The organism is Gulbenkiania mobilis, from assembly GCA_004346645.1.
Classification (GTDB): domain Bacteria; phylum Pseudomonadota; class Gammaproteobacteria; order Burkholderiales; family Chromobacteriaceae; genus Gulbenkiania; species Gulbenkiania mobilis.
This window is the reverse complement of record SMDA01000002.1, coordinates 138,941-155,073: the sequence shown is the minus strand read 5'-3', so window position 1 is coordinate 155,073 and position 16,133 is coordinate 138,941. Positions and strand designations below refer to the sequence as shown.

Here is a 16,133-nt window from a genome sequence, read left to right as displayed (position 1 = left end):
TTCACGAGGTTGGCCAACAGCATAAGGGAAGTTCAATGCAGACTTTTTTCCGATGGCTGTGGTTGATGTTTGTCAGTCTCACGCTGGTGGCGTGTAGCAGTACGTTCAAGACCGCTAGCGCAAGCAACCAGTCCAAGAAGACCGCCGCACGCAGCGGCGCGTATTTCCAGAACGACGGTCCGGCCGACCACATTCCGGTAAATCTGGATCTGGTCCCGGATGCCGTTCCGCAGCAGGAGGCGCTGATCCGTTCGGCCAACCTGCCGTATTCGGCCTTGGGCGAGCGGTATCGCCCTGTCACCGACGTCAAGGACTACGAGGTCAAGGGCAAGGCCTCGTGGTATGGCAAGCAGTTCCACGGTCGCAAGACCTCGTCGGGTGAACGCTATGACATGTTCGCCATGACCGCCGCACACCCCACCCTGCCGATCCCGAGCTACGCCCGGGTGACCAACCTCCGGAATGGCAAGTCGGTCATCGTGCGCATCAACGACCGCGGCCCGTTCCACAAGAGCCGCATCATGGATCTGTCGTACGCGGCCGCCTACAAGCTGGGTTTCATCAGCCAGGGCAGCGCCCCGGTGAAGGTGGAACAGGTACAGCCGGATGAGGGTCGTGACCTGATGGTGGCCAAGCCCGCTGCCGAATCGCTGTTGAAGACGGTGGAAGCGCGCCCGCTGCAGAAGGCGTCGCGCTACCTGCAGCTGGGTGTGTTCGCCAAGCTCTCCAATGCAGAAGCGCATGTGCGCAAGCTGGTTGAGCGCCTGGATGATACCTATGACGACAAGCTCGGTATCGTCAACCGTGACGGGGCCTATGCCGTCCGCCTGGGGCCCTTCCCCTCCGATGACGCCATGCGCACCGTGGCCAAATCCCTCGCGGTGGAAACGGTGGCAATGTAAGCCTCGCTTCCCCGCTACAGAAAAAGCGATGCCTGAGGCATCGCTTTTTTTCTGCTGCCCCGTCCTGGCTTTGTGGAAAAGAAAAAGCCCCCGGCGGATACGGTAGTGACCGGGGGGCAAAAGGCCTTCGAACAAGGCACCCGCTCAGGGAGGTAGCGGGAGGTGAATACACCTGAAGGTTAGGTCAGTCGCTGTCCGGCAAAGTTCCGTCTGGCTGTGTGCCCGCTAGGCTTTCTCCATCTTCGGCCTGGTTTTCCGGCAGGTTCAGCGTGGCCAGCCAGTGCCCCACTACTTTTTCCACCTCTTCCGTTCCCTGCTTTTTCAGGCTGGAGAAGAGTTGCACCGATACCGACGGATAGGCCGACAGTTCGCGCTTTACGGCTGCCAGCGTCTTCATCTGCTCCTGCCGCGATAGCTTGTCGGCTTTGGAGAGCAGGATGTGCAGCGGTCGGCCGGTCGCGCCGAAGAATTCCACCATCTTCCAGTCCAGCTCCCGCAGCGGATGACGGATATCCATGATCAGCAACAGTCCGATCAGGCTCTGGCGTGTCTGCAGGTAGCGTCCGAGCAGTTCCACCCAATGGGTGCGGATCGCCTCGGGCACCTCTGCGTAGCCATAACCGGGCAGGTCAACCAGAAAGCAGGCATCGCCGAGTTCGAAAAAGTTGATATGCTGGGTACGACCGGGCGTCTTGGAGACGAACGCCAGACGGGTCCGGTTGCACAAGGTGTTGATCGCGCTCGACTTGCCGGCATTGGAGCGGCCCACGAAGGCGATTTCCGCCCGGGTGGGGGGCAAGTCCTTGAGATGATTGACGGTGGTATAAAAGCGCGCGTTCTGAAAAATAGACATAGTGGTAAGGTCGAAGGCAACTGGTATAGAATAACAGGTTTGAAATTGCCACTTTTACAGATATTTACGCAATCTCTCTCAAGGAGCGATCATGAAAGGTAAGAGGCTGTTGGCGCTGGCTGCGGCTGTCCTGGCCGGCAGTGCGCTGGCTGCAACACCGGCCGGCAAGACCGCCGATGTGGCCAAGGGCAAACAGATTGCCGAGCAGGTATGTGCGGCCTGTCACGGAGCGGACGGCAACAGCGTGGCTTCGGCCAACCCGACGCTGGCCGGCCAGCATCCTGCGTACCTCTATGCGCAGCTGCAGGCATTCAAGGCTGGGGTGCGCAAGAACCCGATCATGATGGGCATGGCCGCTCCGTTGTCCGAGGACGACATGCGCAACGTGGCTGCCTACTTCGGCAGCCAGAGCGTGAAGCCGCGCGAGGCATCCGACAAGTCCCAGATGGATCTCGGTCGCCAGATTTACCGCAGTGGCAACCCGCTCACCCGTGTGCCGGCCTGTATGGCCTGCCACGGTCCGGCCGGCAAGGGCATCCCCGTACAGTTCCCGCGCCTGGGCAGCCAGCATGCTGCCTACGTGCTCAAGCAACTGAACGACTTCAAGGCCGGGACCGAGCGCAAGAACCAGACCATGGCCGAGATCGCGTCGCGCATGAGCGATGCCGAAATGAAGGCTGTGGCGGAATACATCTCGGGCCTGCGCTGAGCGCAACTTTTGTGCCCGCCTGCGTTCAAAAGGGAGGCCCCCCGGCGGGCTTCCCTTTTTCGTTCTGAAGAAACATGACTCCATCACGCCGCCAGCCTGGGCTGGCCTACAAGGTCTACGAACTGCTCAGTTCGATGCGCTTTGCCATCGGGCTTCTGACCATCATTGCCATCGCTTCGGTGATCGGCACCGTCCTCAAGCAGAACGAACCCTATCCCAACTATGCCTTCGAGTTCGGCCAGTTCTGGTTCACAGCCTTCGAATGGCTGGGGCTGTACGACGTCTACCACTCGGGCTGGTTCCTCACCATCTTGGCCTTTCTGGTGGTCTCCACCTCGCTGTGCATCGTGCGCAACGGCCCGGGCTTCCTGCGGGAGATGAAGAGTTTTCGCGAGAAGGCTTCGGATACCTCGCTGGAGCTGATGAAACATTCCACGCTTGTGGCGGGCGAGGTCGACCGCGAGGCAGCAGGACGCTATCTGACCGCTCAGGGCTTCCGTCTGCGGCCAGGCGAGCGGGAGGATGGCTGGGTTCTGGCTGGCAAGAAGGGCGCGGCCAACAAGCTGGGTTACTTCTTTGCCCACATCGCGCTGGTGGTGATCTGCATCGGCGGGCTCATGGATGGCAACCTGCCGCTGAAGCTGGGCGAGCTGTTCGGCACGGTGGTGCCCGAGACTCGCGATCTGCCGCAGTCGCAGATTCCCGCCCACAGCCGATTGGGCAGCGGGAACCTGTCCTTCCGGGGTAATGTGACCATCGGCGAGTCGCGCAGCGCCGACGTGGTGTTCCTCAACAGCGGCAAGGGCTATCTGGTTCAGGAACTGCCCTTCATCGTCACGCTCAAAAAGTTTCACGTCGATTACTACAGCAACGGCATGCCCAAGCTGTTTGCCAGCGACATCGTGGTGACCGACAAGGCCACCGGCAAGGAGACGGCCGCGACCGTCAAGGTGAACCATCCGCTTGTCGTCGACGGCGTGGCCATCTATCAGGCAAGCTTCGGTGATGGTGGCTCGCCTCTGGAGTTCAAAGCCTGGAATCTGGCGGCTCCGCAGGCGCAACCGGTCAAGCTGGAGGGTACTTCGCTGGCCACCCAGCCCCTGCGTGTCAATGGCCAGAGCTATGCTCTGGAGTTCGGCGAGCTACGGGTGTTCAACATCGAGGAGATGGGGGGCAAGCCCCAGTCCGCGAGCCGCAGCCTGGCCGAGCGGATGCACGACGCCCGCGAAGTGAAGCAGGAAAAGAACCTGAAGAACCTCGGCCCCAGCATTACTTTCAAGCTGCGTGATGCCCAAGGCCAAGCGACCGAGTTCCAGCATTACATGGCGCCCTTCCAAGAGGAGGGGGCCAGCTACTTGGTTGCAGGCATGCGCAGCCAGGTGTCCGAGCCGTTCCAGTATCTGCGCCTGCCGCTGGATGCAGACCAGTCGTTGGCCACCTTCATGCGCCTGCGCTCCGCCCTGCTGGACCCGTCGCTCTACGACGAGATCGCCCGTCGCACCGGCGCGCGCGCGCGTGCTGGCAACGCGATCAGCGCCCAGATGCAGGGCGAGTTCGAGAACAGCGTGAAATGGATTCTGGCGCGGTTTGCCCAGGGCGGATTTGTCGCACTGGAGAAGTTTCTGGACGAGCGGGTGCCTAAGGAGAAGCGCGCGGAAGTGGCACAGACCTATGTGAAGATCCTTCAGGGCACGGTGCCGGATGTGATGGCCGTGGCCAATGCCCGTGCTGGCCTTCCCCCTCCACCCAGCGACAAGGCCACCTACCGTTTCCTGCTGGATGGTCTGGTAGCTACCAGCGCGCTCAACGATTATCGGGCGCCGCTCTTCCTGCAGCTGGAAGGCTTCCAACAGGTGCAGGCCTCCGGCTTGCAGCTGACGCGCTCACCGGGCAAGACGCTCGTCTATCTCGGGTCGCTGATGCTGGTGATCGGCATCATCCTGATGTTCTATATCCGTGAAGTGCGCATCTGGATCCGGGTGCGCAACGGAGAAACCCGCCTGGCTCTGACGTCCAACCGGCACAACCGGGATCTGGACGCGGACTTTGCCCGGCATGCCAAAGCGCTGCAACAGCTCGTACGAGGTGCATGATGGAACTGGCTTCTACTACTTTCGATCCCAAGCCGCCCTTCTACCGGCAGTTGCGGCTGACTGACTGGCTGTATGCCCTGCTGGTGCTGTCGGCGGCAGTCTTTACCTTCTATCGTTACGGCAGTTACTTGGATGGGTACGAGGCCGGCATTCTGGCCGGCAGCGCGATCGGCCTGATCGGGCTGGGATGGTTCTGGAAAGCCTGGCGCTGGTACTTCCCGCTGTCCGGTCTGGTGGCTTTGGCGGCCATTGGCCTCTATCAGGGCGACCTGGGGCGTGCACAGACGGCCTTCGGGCTGAAGTACCTGCTCTCCAGCCAGTCGTCGATCATGTGGATGTGCACGCTGTTCTTCCTAGCCACCCTGCTTTACTGGATGGCACTGCTGCAGCGCTCCGAGCTGTTGGGGCGTATCGCGGCCGGATTGACCTGGAGTGCCTCCGTGGCGGGTCTGGCGGGTATGTTCACGCGCTGGTATGAGAGCTACCTGATCGGCCCGGACATCGGGCACATCCCTGTCTCCAACCTGTATGAAGTGTTCGTGCTGTTCTGTCTGATCACGGCGTTGATGTATCTTTACTACGAAGCCCGTTTTGCCGCGCGCCAGATGGGGGCCTTTGTGCTGCTGGTGGTGTCGGCTGCGGTCGGCTTCATCCTCTGGTACACCTTCGATCGCCAGGCTCACGAGATTCAGCCGCTGATTCCGGCGCTGCAGTCGTGGTGGATGAAGATCCACGTGCCGGCCAACTTCATCGGTTATGGGGCATTCGCGATTGCGGCCATGCTGGGCGTGGCCGAGCTGATGGTAATGCGCGGCTGGCTGGCCAGCCGCCTGCCGCCGGCCGAGGTGCTGGACGAGGTGATGTACAAGGCGATTGCCGTGGGCTTCCTGTTCTTTACCATTGCCACCATCCTTGGGGCGATGTGGGCGGCGGATGCCTGGGGCGGATACTGGAGCTGGGACCCGAAGGAAACTTGGGCGTTGATCGTCTGGCTCAACTACGCAGCCTGGCTGCACATCCGTCTGGTGAAGGGCTGGCGCGGTGCGCCGCTGGCATGGTGGGCCGTGGGCGGGTTGTTCGTAACCAGCTTCGCCTTCCTGGGCGTGAACATGTTCCTCTCAGGATTGCATTCCTACGGCACGCTCTGAGGCTTCGGCCAACCCTGTTGATGATGCCCCCGCTACGCGGGGGTTTTTCATGGGCGGTCGCGCACCGGGGCAGGGGGCCGCCGTTCCGTGGCCTCCGGAGGGCCGAACAGTACCTGCACGACTTCGCCCAGGCGGCGTGCCCGTATCAGGTCGTGCAGCAAGGCGCGCCAGGCGTGAAAGGTGACGATGAGGGGATTGTGGCTGTTCACCGGCGTCACGGTGCCATAGCGGCAGGGCTCACTGTCGCACTCATCGACGTAGGTACCGAACAGTCGGTCCCAGATCACCAGCACGCCGGCGTAGTTGCGGTCGATGTAGCAGGGATTGCAGGCATGGTGGGCGCGATGGATGGAAGGTGTGTTGAACACCTTTTCCAGCCAGCCCAGCCGCGGCACAGTCTGCGTGTGTACAAAAAACTGGAAGGCCAGATTGAGTAGCACCACCCCCACCACCTGCTGCGGCGGAAACCCGAGCCAGGCAAGCGGCAGCCAGAACAGCCACATGCCGGCCACCGGATACATCAGGCTCTGGCGGAAAGCGGTGGAAAAGTTCATCCGGGTCGAGCTGTGGTGCACGCTGTGTGCCGCCCACAACCAGCGCACACGATGGCTGGCACGGTGAAACCAGTAGTAGAGAAAATCCTGTGCCAGGAACAGCAGCAGGAAGCTGGCCCAGCCAGGCGCGAGCTCCAGCAGGCGATGGTGTTGATACACCCAGGCGTACACCGGCAGCACGAACACCCAGGCCAGCTTATCCGCGCCTTGATGCAGTAGCGCCAGTGCCGCATTGCACAGGGTGTCGCGTAAATCGTAATAGGCAAGCCCCCGCCGTTGGCACCACCACGCTTCCCAAGCGACACACAGCAGGAACACCGGCGCCAGTGCCAGCAGCAGCCACTCCACGTTCATGCCCATCCCTCTCTCCTCGCGCGTTTCCCGATCGTCGCCGGGTTAGAGCTCTGACTCTATGGTAGGCGGGGGCGTGAGGTAAGGCAACCGGGATGGCGCACTCAACGGCGCTGGTGGGCGATGCTCATCAGCATGCCCATGCCGATGAACAGGGTGACCGTGGCGGTGCCCCCGTAGGAAACAAACGGCAGCGGCACGCCCACCACTGGCAGGATGCCTGCCACCATGCCCATGTTGACGAAGGCGTAGACAAAGAAGGACAGGGTAAGCGCCCCAGCCATCAGCCGTCCGTAGAGCGTGGGCGCACGCGCTGTGATGACCAGCCCACGGCTGATGATCAGGAGGTAGAGCAGCACGAGCACGATGTTGCCGACAAGCCCGAACTCTTCCGAGTACACGGCAAAGATGAAGTCGGTGGTGCGCTCCGGGATGTAGTCCAGATGCGTCTGGGTGCCGTTCAGCCAGCCCTTGCCCCAGGGGCCCCCCGACCCGATGGCGATCATCGACTGGATGATGTGGTAGCCATCCCCGAGCGGATCCTGCATCGGGTCGATCAGTGTCAGCACACGCTTGCGCTGGTAGTCGTGCAGCATGTTCCACACGATCGGCAGGCTGGCGGCAAAAGCCACCAAACCCGCCAGAATCACCTTCCACGATAGCCCGGCAAAGAAGAGCACGAAGAAGCCGGCCGCCATGATCAGGGTGGCCGTGCCCAGATCGGGCTGCTTGAGCACCAGAAGGCCCGGCGCGGCGATCAGGGCACAGGCAATCAGATAATGCCACCAGCGCAGCGATAGCTCGAAGCGCTGGAAGAACCAGGCCAGCATCATCGGCAGGGCGATCTTCATGATCTCCGAAGGCTGGATACGCGTCACTCCCAGCTCCAGCCAGCGGGTGGAGCCGTTGACGGTCACCCCGGCAAAGTGCACCGCCAGTAATAACAGCAGCCCCAGCGCATAGATCGGGGGAGCGAAGTTCATCAGCGTGTGCGGGCGCGTGGAGGCTACCAGCCACATCACCACCAGTGAAAGTACGGTGTAGACGAGCTTGTTGTCGATCTTCTGGAAGGTCTGGTCTGAGGCGGAGTAGAGCACGAACAGGCTGAGCACGAAGATCAGGCCCAGCAGCAGCATCAACCAGCCGTCGAGCGGTTCCTTGATGAGGTACCAGAGGCGCTTAACCAGCGAGGCTTGCATGGGAGGCAGTGTCCTTCTTGTCCTGTTCGGCCGGTTCGGGCGGCAAGGTCTTGAGCTGACCCTTCAGTTCGGGCGGCACCACACCGGTTAGGTAGAAGTCGCACAGGGCGCGCGCGATCGGTGCGGCGGCGGCGGCCCCGAACCCCGCATTTTCGACGATCACCGCCAGGGCGATCTGTGGTTTTTCCACCGGGGCGAAGGCAATAAACCAAGAATGGTCGCGGTACTGTTCGGCCAGGGCAGCGGCGTTGTACTTGGCCCCCTGGCGAATCTGCACCACCTGTGCGGTACCGGTCTTGCCGGCCATGGCATATTTGAGGCCTACGCCCAGGCGCCACGCGGTGCCGCCGGGGCGCATTACGGCGGCCATGCCTTCTTTCACCACGCCGTAGTAGCTTTTCTTGAACGGCAGGGTCCGCAGCGGGTTGGGTTCCACACGCCGGATCTGCCCGGTCTTGGTGTCGACCACTTCCTTCACCAGGTGCGGCTTGTAGACCACGCCATCGTTGGCAAGGATGGCGGTGGCGTTGGCCATCTGCAGCGGCGTGTAGGCGTTGAAGCCCTGACCGATGCCGACGCTGACCACGTCCGCCGGATACCAGCGGCGTACCTCCTCCCGGCTCTTGGCAAAGCGCTTGGCCTTCCATTCCTTGGACGGCAGGACGCCGCGTGCCTCGCCGTCGAGGTCGATGCCCGTCAGGCTGCCCAGTCCGAACTGGCTGACCAACGGATGGATGCGGTCGATGCCCATATCCCACGCCACCCGATAGAAGAAGGTATCGCTGGAAACGGCGATCGCTTTGCTCAGGTTGATCGCACCGTGGCCGCTGGGCACGCTGTCCCGGAACTGGTGGTTGGAGCCGGGCAGTGTAAAGTAGCCGGGAGCCGGCAGGATCTGGCCGGGGGTCAGCGCACCCGACTGCAGGGCTGCCATGGCCATGAAGGGCTTGAAGGTCGAGCCCGGCGGATACACGCCGCGCAGTGCGCGGTTCACCATCGGCTTCTGCCAGTCGGTGTTGAGCGTGTTCCAGGTCTGCGGATCGATGCCGTCGATGAAGAGGTTGGGATCGAAGCCGGGCTTGGACAGGAAGGCCAGCACACCGCCAGTTTGGGGGTCGATGGCTACCACGGCGCCACGACGTTGGCCGAAGAGCTTGTCCGCCAGTTCCTGCAGCCGGATATCCAGCGCCAGCTTGAGGTTGTGCCCGCTCACAGGCGGAGTGCTGCGCACGCTGCGGATGGCGCGACCGGCGGAGTCGGTCTCGATTTCCTCGAAGCCTGCCTGTCCGTGCAGCACGTCCTCGTAGATTTTCTCCAGGCCGGTCTTGCCGATGTGTGTGGCCCCGCGGTAGTTGGCCGTCTTTTCCTCTTCGGCCAACCTTTCCTTGTCCTTGGGGTTGATGCGGCCGATGTAGCCCAGCACGTGGCTGGTGAGCTCGCGGTAGGGGTAGTCACGGAAAAGCTGCGCGTTCACTTCCACCCCGGGGAAGCGCCAAACGTTGGCCGCCAAGCGTGCGGCTTCTTCGTCAGTAAGCTTCAGTTTGAGGGGAACCGCCTCGAAATCCTTGCTTTCCGCCAGCATCTTGCGGAAGCGGCGCATATCACGCGGCGTGATCTCTACCAGCTCGCCCAAGGCGTGTACCGTGGCCTCCAGGTCGGCGGTCTTGCTGGGCACCACTTCCAGCGTGTACGACGAATAGTTCTGGGCCAGCACCACCCCGTTGCGATCGTAGATCAGGCCACGGCTGGGCTGGATCGGTACCAGCGAGATGCGGTTGTTCTGGGCCAGGGTGGAGAAATGGTCGTGCTGCAGCACCTGCAGCCACACGAAGCGCGCCACCAGCAGGGCAAACATCAGCAGGATGAAGGCGTAGACCACCAGCAACCGCAACTGCAGCTGGCTTTCTTCGGCCTGGGCGTTCTTGAGACGGCTGGGGCGCATGGGCGGTCAGGCGGTGTGCTGCCGGTAGGGCAGCAGCAGCAGCTTGGTCAGAAGCGGCCAGAGCAGGATGCCGATCACCGGAGGCAAGAAGTAGCTGAACCCAATGAAGGCCGAACCGGTCAGCAGTCGGGCCAGCATCATGATCAGCTGGTTGGCAAACAGCAGCCCGCCGACAGCCAGCGCCTGCTGCCCCAACGTGAACATCACCAACTGGCGCTGGCGCTTGAGAGCGAAATAAGCGGTCAGGCTATAGGCCAGGGCGTGCTGACCGAAGAGGCCGGCCGTGGCCACGTCAGCGATCAGGCCAACGAAGAAGGCGGTGCCGACGCCCACCCGTCGCGGCTGGTTGATGACCCAGTAAAGCAGTACCAGCCCGATCAGGTCCGGTAGCCAGCGGGTGGAGCCGGCCGGAAGCGGAATCAACTCCACCAACAGCCCCAAGAAGAAGGTGAGCGCGATGAAGCGGCGCTTGACCGGCTTGAGCAGCTCATGCGGGCGATCCAGGGCCATCATTTCCTCCTGTGGCCTCGCCCGGCCGCTTCGGCCGCAGGCGCGGAGGCCGCCGGGCGTGCCGGCATGTCACTACGTGTCTGCATCACCAGCACAAAGCGACTTTTCTGTACCCCGGCCAGCGGCAGCACCGTCAGGCGGGCAAAGGCCGAGCCCGTGTTGCGCTCCACGTGGACCACACGGGCCACTCGCAGCCCCGCCGGGTAGACACCGTCGATGCCGGAAGTGACCAGTATGTCGCCGGTGTTCACGTCGGCGTGCGCGGGTAGGAAGCGCAGGTCCACCCCCCCTCCATAGCCGTAGAGAATCGCCCGCACCCCGGTGCGCTCGATCATCACCGGTACCATCAGGCTTTTGTCGGTGATCAGCGTTACCTCGGCCGTCAGCGGCTGGGTGCGCGTCACCTGTCCCAGCAGTCCGTCCCCGTCCACTACTGGTTGCCCCGCGCGCACAGTGGCGTCCTGGCCCTTGTCGATGATGAGCTTGTAGGAGAAGGGGTCGCGCCCGGTGTAGAGCACTTCTGCCATCTGACCCGCGCCGGGCATGCGGTCGCGCAGGGCATTGAGGCTGCGCAGCTCGGCGTGCTCGCGCTCCAGCGTCCTCAGCCTGGCCAACTGGCTGGCCATGGCCAGCTCCCGGGTGCGCAGGGCATCGTTCTCGAGTTTGAGCGTGGTCTGGGTGGTAAAGAAATCGCTGGCGTGGCGGGCTGCGGACACCGGCAGGTTGACGGCCCATTGCAGCGGATAGAGCACCACCGACAAGCCTTCCCGTGTGCGCTCCATCAGGCCGAAGCGGCTATCGCCGATGAGCAGGGCCAGCGACAGGAAGGCGCAGAGTGCGGCGCGCGCGCCAGGGCGCGGGCCGTGCCGGAAGAAGCTGGGCGAGTTGGCGAAATCCATCAGGCAGGCCGCCGCGCCTTGCGGCACGGCGGTACGGCAGGCGGGTTAGGGAACGTTGGTGAAGATCGTGCCGATCTTGCCCAGCTTGTCGAGGGCCTTGCCCGAGCCTCGGACCACGCAGGTGAGCGGGCCTTCGGCCACGAACACCGGCAGGCCGGTCTCTTCGGCCAGCAGACGGTCGATGTCCTTGAGCAGTGCACCGCCTCCGGTCAGCACCATGCCCTTGTCAGCAATGTCGGCACCCAGTTCCGGCGGGGTTTGCTCCAGGGCGATCTTCACAGCGGACACGATCTGGTTCAGCGGCTCGGTCAGCGCTTCCAGAATCTCGTTCGACGAAACGGTAAACGAGCGCGGAATGCCCTCGGCCAGGTTGCGGCCCTTCACTTCCATTTCGCGGACCTCGGCGCCCGGGAAGGCGGAGCCGATGGTCTTCTTGATTTCCTCTGCAGTGGTTTCGCCGATCAGCATGCCGTAGTTGCGACGGATGTAGTTGATGATGGCTTCGTCGAACTTGTCGCCTCCCACCCTTACCGAATTGGAGTACACCACCCCGCCCAGCGAGATTACGCCCACTTCGGTGGTGCCGCCGCCGATGTCCACTACCATCGAGCCGGTGGGCTCTTCGACCGGCAGGCCGGCGCCGATGGCGGCCGCCATCGGTTCCTCGATCAGCTCCACGCGCCGCGCGCCGGCAGCGAGGGCCGAATCCTTGATCGCGCGGCGTTCCACCTGGGTGGACCCGCAGGGGACGCAGATCACGATGCTGGGGCTGGCGGTGAAGAAGCGGCTGGGCGAAACCTTCTTGATGAACTGCTTGAGCATCTGTTCGGTGACGGTGAAGTCGGCGATCACACCATCCTTCATCGGACGGATGGCCTGAATGCTTCCCGGGGTGCGGCCCAACATCTTCTTGGCCTCGATGCCCACCGCCAGGATGGACTTTTTGTTGGTGGGGGAGTCGTGATGAATGGCCACCACGGAAGGCTCGTCAAGGACGATGCCCTTGCCACGCATATAGATCAGGGTGTTGGCGGTGCCGAGGTCGATGGCGAGATCGTTGGAAAAGTAACCGGTGAGCGAACGAAACATTGGCGATCCTGGGTTCGGTTGCGCGGGGTGGGCTGGCGTCCCGGCCCCGGGAATATCGGGTCATCACCCGCTGCCGGACGCCCGCCGAAAGGGACGGCGCCGGCAAGCGTTGCGCATTGTCGATCTTGGGTGAATCAAACGGCCTATGATACCCTATAAAACTTGAAAAATTAACGGTTTTGACGAGGTGTTCATGTCCCTGACGCATCAGGATGTGGCACGCATCGCCCGGCTGGCCCGCATCGCGGTCACCGAAGACGAAATCGCGGCCACCAGTGAAAAACTCAACGGCATTTTCGGACTGATCGAGGAAATGCAGGCAGTGAATACCGACGGCATTGAGCCCATGGCGCATCCGCAGGACGTGTTCCTGCGACTGCGCGAGGATGCCGTGACCGAGCCCAACCGCCGCGAGGCCTTCCAGTCGGTGGCCCCGCAGGTGGAGAAGGGCCTGTTCCTGGTGCCGAAGGTCATCGAATGACACTGAGGGGGCCGGTCTGGATTGGTTCCCGACGCGTGCCTCTTCGGCCAACCCTTTCCGGGCGCTTGCCTGTCGGCAGGTGCCGTTCTTGCGGAAGTCACCCTACATGATCAATGCCACTCTCAAGGAGCTGTCGCGCCACCTCACTTCGGGTGAGGTCACGAGCGTGGAGCTTGCCACCCAGTATCTGGACCGCATTAAGGCGCTGAACCCGGCGCTCAATGCCTTCATCACCATCGACGGCGAGAAGACGCTGGAGGAGGCGCGTGCGGCCGATGCTGCGCGTGCGGCCGGCGAGGCCGGCCCGCTCACCGGCGTACCGCTCGCCTACAAGGACATTTTCTGCCAGGAAGGCTGGAAGACCAGCTGTGGTTCGAGGATGCTCGACAACTTTGTCGCGCCCTACAGCGCCCATGTGGTGGAGCGCTGCCGTGCCGCGGGCATGGTGACGCTGGGTCGCACCAATATGGACGAGTTCGCGATGGGCTCGTCTAACGAGAACAGCTACTACGGTCCGGTCAAGAACCCCTGGGACTTCAATGCCATTCCGGGCGGCTCGTCCGGTGGTTCGGCGGTGGCAGTGGCCGCACGGCTGGCTCCGGCCGCGCTGGGGACGGATACCGGTGGCTCGATCCGCCAGCCGGCCAGCCATTGCGGCGTCACCGGCATCAAGCCTACCTACGGCACCGTCAGCCGCTATGGCATGGTGGCGTTTGCCAGTTCGCTCGATCAGGGCGGGCCGATGGCCCAGACCGCGGAGGACTGCGCGCTGCTGCTGAACGTGATTGCCGGCTTCGACAGCCGCGACTCCACCAGCCTCGAGCGCGCGCCCGAGGACTACACCCGGTCGCTGGAGCAACCGTTGACCGGGCTGAAGGTGGGGCTGCCACGGGAATATTTTGCCGAGGGCTTGTCCGAAGACGTGGCCCAGGTCGTGCAGTCGGCCATCGATACGTTGCGACAGCTAGGTGCCGAAGTAGTAGAGGTCTCGCTGCCCAACACCCGTCTTTCCATCCCGGCTTACTACGTCATCGCACCGGCCGAGGCCAGCTCCAACCTCAGTCGCTACGACGGTGTGCGCTATGGCCACCGTGCGGCCGAGTACAGCGATCTGGTGGACATGTACGAGCGTACCCGGGCCGAGGGCTTCGGCGACGAGGTGAAGCGCCGCATTCTGGTAGGCACCTATGTGCTCAGCCATGGTTATTACGATGCCTATTACCTGAAGGCGCAGAAGATCCGCCGCCTGATCGCCGACGACTTCCGTAAGGCGTTCGAGCGCTGCGACGTCATCTTGGGGCCGGTGGCCCCCACCGCCGCCTTCGACATCGGTCAGCTGGCGGATGACCCGGTACAGATGTACTTGTCCGACATCTACACGCTATCGATCAACCTGGCTGGGCTGCCGGGCATGAGCGTGCCGGCTGGCTTTGCGGGTAACGGTCGTCCGGTAGGTCTGCAGATCGTGGGCAACTACTTTAGCGAAGCCAAAATGCTGAATGTGGCCCACCAGTTCCAGCTGGCCACCGACTGGCACGCGCGCCGTCCGGTGCTGTAAGGGCAGCCCAAGGCTGCAGTCGCATCACACCAGGGTTGGCCGAAGGCTTCGGCCAACCCCGATCCGCAAGCATAAGGATTTCTCCACCATGAAATGGGAAGTCGTCATCGGTCTTGAAGTGCATGTGCAGCTCAACACCGTTTCCAAGATCTTTTCCGGGGCCAGCACGGCGTTCGGCGCCGAGCCCAATACACAGGCGTCCGCCGTGGAGCTGGCCTTTCCGGGTGTGCTGCCGGTAATGAACCGGGCAGTGGTGGAAAAGGCCATCCGCCTGGGGTTGGCGCTGGACGCCACCATCAACCGCAAAAACGTGTTTGCGCGAAAGAACTACTTCTATCCCGATCTCCCCAAGGGCTATCAGATCAGCCAGATGGAGCAGCCGATCGTCGAGCACGGCAGGCTGGCCATCCAGGTCGGCGAGGCTGAGAAAGTCATCCGCGTGACGCGCGCCCACATGGAAGAGGATGCCGGAAAATCCCTGCACGAAGACTTCCACGGCATGACTGGCATCGACCTCAACCGTGCTGGTACGCCCCTTCTGGAGGTGGTGTCCGAGCCGGACATGCGTTCGCCGGAGGAGGCCGTCGCCTACGCCCGTGCGCTGCACACGCTGGTGACCTGGCTGGGCATCTGCGATGGCAACATGCAGGAAGGCAGCTTCCGTGTGGATGCCAACGTCTCGGTACGTCCCTTCGGCCAGGCCGAGTTCGGCACCCGACGCGAAATCAAGAACCTCAACTCCTTCCGTTTCCTTGAGCAGGCCATCAAATACGAGATTCAGTGGCAGATCGACACGCTGGAGGATGGTGGGCGTATCCAGCAGGCCACTGTGCTGTTCGATCCGGATACCGGCGAAACCCGCATGATGCGCAGCAAGGAAGACGCGCACGACTACCGCTATTTCCCCGACCCGGATCTTTTGCCGGTGCACATCAGCGAGGCGCAGATCGAGGCTGTTCGCGCGGCGATGCCCGAGCTGCCGGACGCGATGAAAAACCGTTTTGTCGCGCTGTTCGGCGTGTCGGCGTATGACGCCGCCCTGCTGACCACCAGCCGCGCTACTGCCATGTTCTTCGAAGCGGTCGCCAGCGCCAGCGGTCAGGGCAAACTCGCCGCCAACTGGGTCAACGGTGAGATTGCCGCCCGCCTCAACCGTGAGGGCAAGGATATCGCCGAGTGCCCGATCAGTGCCGAGCGGCTCACCGGCCTCATCGTCCGCATCGCCGACAACACCCTGTCCAGCAAGCTGGCCAAGCAGGTGTTCGACGCGCTGTGGGAGAGCGATCTCTCCGCCGACGCCATCATCGAACGCGACGGCCTCAAGCAGGTGTCCGACACCGGGGCCATCGAGAAAATGGTGGAAGAAGCCATTGCCGCCAACCCCAAGGCAGTGGAGGAATTCCGTGCCGGCAAGGAAAAGGCGCTCAATGCGCTGGCAGGCCAGGTGATGAAAGCTTCCAAGGGTAAGGCCAACCCGGCCCAGGTGCAGGAAATCCTGCGCAACAAGCTCGCCGGCTGACGGGCGCTGCCCCCTCCCTCCGGGCGGGCCGATCCTCACGGGTCGGCCCGCCTGTCTTTTTCCCGCCACGAGCGGGCGACGCTTTTGGTTCCAGCGGCGTCGCCCTGTGGAAGAGCCCGTTTCGTCCGAATTCACAGGTGACTTTTAGTGCGGCTTTTAAGTAACTGATTTTAATCGTTTTTGAGCAGATGCTTATGCACTTAAGTCTTTGTCGCAAAAGGTGAAACGCCTTCTGAGCCGTGTTGACCGCCCCGGGCTTCTTTCATATAGTGGCGGGAAGTGGGGAAAAGTGGGTAAAAGTGGGGCGTAAGCCTCGTGTCTACAGG

General features: G+C 62.7%; 14 protein-coding genes. 7 read left to right on the top strand and 7 right to left on the bottom strand.

Going from position 1 to position 16,133, the window contains the following annotated elements; all coding sequences use genetic code 11:
• The first annotated feature begins 35 nt into the window (after positions 1-35).
• Positions 36-902: a septal ring lytic transglycosylase RlpA family protein gene (locus EV669_RS03555; protein WP_054285227.1), complete on the top strand. Its 867-nt coding sequence runs from the start codon at positions 36-38 to the stop codon at positions 900-902.
• Between the two features lie 184 nt (positions 903-1,086).
• Here the strand turns inward: EV669_RS03555 and yihA are convergent, their stop codons facing one another.
• On the bottom strand, positions 1,087-1,755 hold the full coding sequence (yihA, locus tag EV669_RS03550; protein WP_054285226.1) for a ribosome biogenesis GTP-binding protein YihA/YsxC: 669 nt from the start codon (positions 1,753-1,755) through the stop codon (positions 1,087-1,089).
• 91 nt (positions 1,756-1,846) lie between these two features.
• Between yihA and EV669_RS03545 the strand changes: the two genes are divergently transcribed.
• The 3 genes from EV669_RS03545 to ccsB all read left to right on the top strand — a co-directional run bounded on the left by EV669_RS03545 (position 1,847) and on the right by ccsB (position 5,705).
• Positions 1,847-2,464 (top strand): c-type cytochrome, encoded by a 618-nt coding sequence (locus tag EV669_RS03545; protein WP_054285225.1) that lies wholly within the window; start codon positions 1,847-1,849, stop codon positions 2,462-2,464.
• 74 nt (positions 2,465-2,538) lie between these two features.
• Entirely contained in the window at positions 2,539-4,557 is a 2,019-nt protein-coding gene (locus EV669_RS03540; RefSeq protein WP_132097895.1) for a cytochrome c biogenesis protein ResB, read from the top strand.
• Positions 4,557-5,705: a c-type cytochrome biogenesis protein CcsB gene (gene ccsB, locus EV669_RS03535; protein WP_054285277.1), complete on the top strand. Its 1,149-nt coding sequence runs from the start codon at positions 4,557-4,559 to the stop codon at positions 5,703-5,705. Before EV669_RS03540 ends, ccsB begins: the two co-directional genes overlap by 1 nt.
• A 47-nt stretch (positions 5,706-5,752) precedes the next feature.
• Here the strand turns inward: ccsB and EV669_RS03530 are convergent, their stop codons facing one another.
• The 6 genes from EV669_RS03530 to EV669_RS03505 form a co-directional block, all read right to left on the bottom strand.
• Positions 5,753-6,619, bottom strand: coding sequence for a sterol desaturase family protein (locus EV669_RS03530; RefSeq protein ID WP_132097894.1), 867 nt, complete (start codon positions 6,617-6,619; stop codon positions 5,753-5,755).
• Between the two features lie 95 nt (positions 6,620-6,714).
• The gene (gene rodA / locus EV669_RS03525) at positions 6,715-7,809 is read right to left on the bottom strand and encodes a rod shape-determining protein RodA (protein ID WP_132097893.1); all 1,095 of its coding nucleotides are present in this window, start codon (positions 7,807-7,809) and stop codon (positions 6,715-6,717) included.
• Entirely contained in the window at positions 7,790-9,751 is a 1,962-nt protein-coding gene (gene mrdA / locus EV669_RS03520) for a penicillin-binding protein 2 (RefSeq protein WP_055433941.1), read from the bottom strand. The genes rodA and mrdA overlap by 20 nt, the downstream gene beginning before the upstream one ends.
• A gap of 6 nt (positions 9,752-9,757) precedes the next feature.
• On the bottom strand, positions 9,758-10,261 hold the full coding sequence (mreD, locus tag EV669_RS03515) for a rod shape-determining protein MreD (RefSeq protein ID WP_054285276.1): 504 nt from the start codon (positions 10,259-10,261) through the stop codon (positions 9,758-9,760).
• Positions 10,261-11,160, bottom strand: coding sequence for a rod shape-determining protein MreC (gene mreC / locus EV669_RS03510; RefSeq protein WP_132097892.1), 900 nt, complete (start codon positions 11,158-11,160; stop codon positions 10,261-10,263). The genes mreD and mreC overlap by 1 nt, the downstream gene beginning before the upstream one ends.
• A gap of 45 nt (positions 11,161-11,205) precedes the next feature.
• Complete coding sequence (locus EV669_RS03505; protein WP_054285219.1) at positions 11,206-12,249, bottom strand: rod shape-determining protein; 1,044 nt, start codon at positions 12,247-12,249, stop codon at positions 11,206-11,208.
• Between the two features lie 193 nt (positions 12,250-12,442).
• Here EV669_RS03505 and gatC point away from each other — a divergent pair, with 193 nt between their 5' ends.
• The 3 genes from gatC to gatB all read left to right on the top strand — a co-directional run bounded on the left by gatC (position 12,443) and on the right by gatB (position 15,807).
• Positions 12,443-12,730: an Asp-tRNA(Asn)/Glu-tRNA(Gln) amidotransferase subunit GatC gene (gene gatC / locus EV669_RS03500; RefSeq protein ID WP_054285218.1), complete on the top strand. Its 288-nt coding sequence runs from the start codon at positions 12,443-12,445 to the stop codon at positions 12,728-12,730.
• Positions 12,731-12,836: 106 nt separating this feature from the next.
• Positions 12,837-14,288 (top strand): Asp-tRNA(Asn)/Glu-tRNA(Gln) amidotransferase subunit GatA, encoded by a 1,452-nt coding sequence (gene gatA / locus EV669_RS03495; protein ID WP_055433943.1) that lies wholly within the window; start codon positions 12,837-12,839, stop codon positions 14,286-14,288.
• An 88-nt stretch (positions 14,289-14,376) separates the two neighbouring features.
• On the top strand, positions 14,377-15,807 hold the full coding sequence (gatB, locus tag EV669_RS03490) for an Asp-tRNA(Asn)/Glu-tRNA(Gln) amidotransferase subunit GatB (protein WP_054285216.1): 1,431 nt from the start codon (positions 14,377-14,379) through the stop codon (positions 15,805-15,807).
• Positions 15,808-16,133 lie beyond the last annotated feature (326 nt).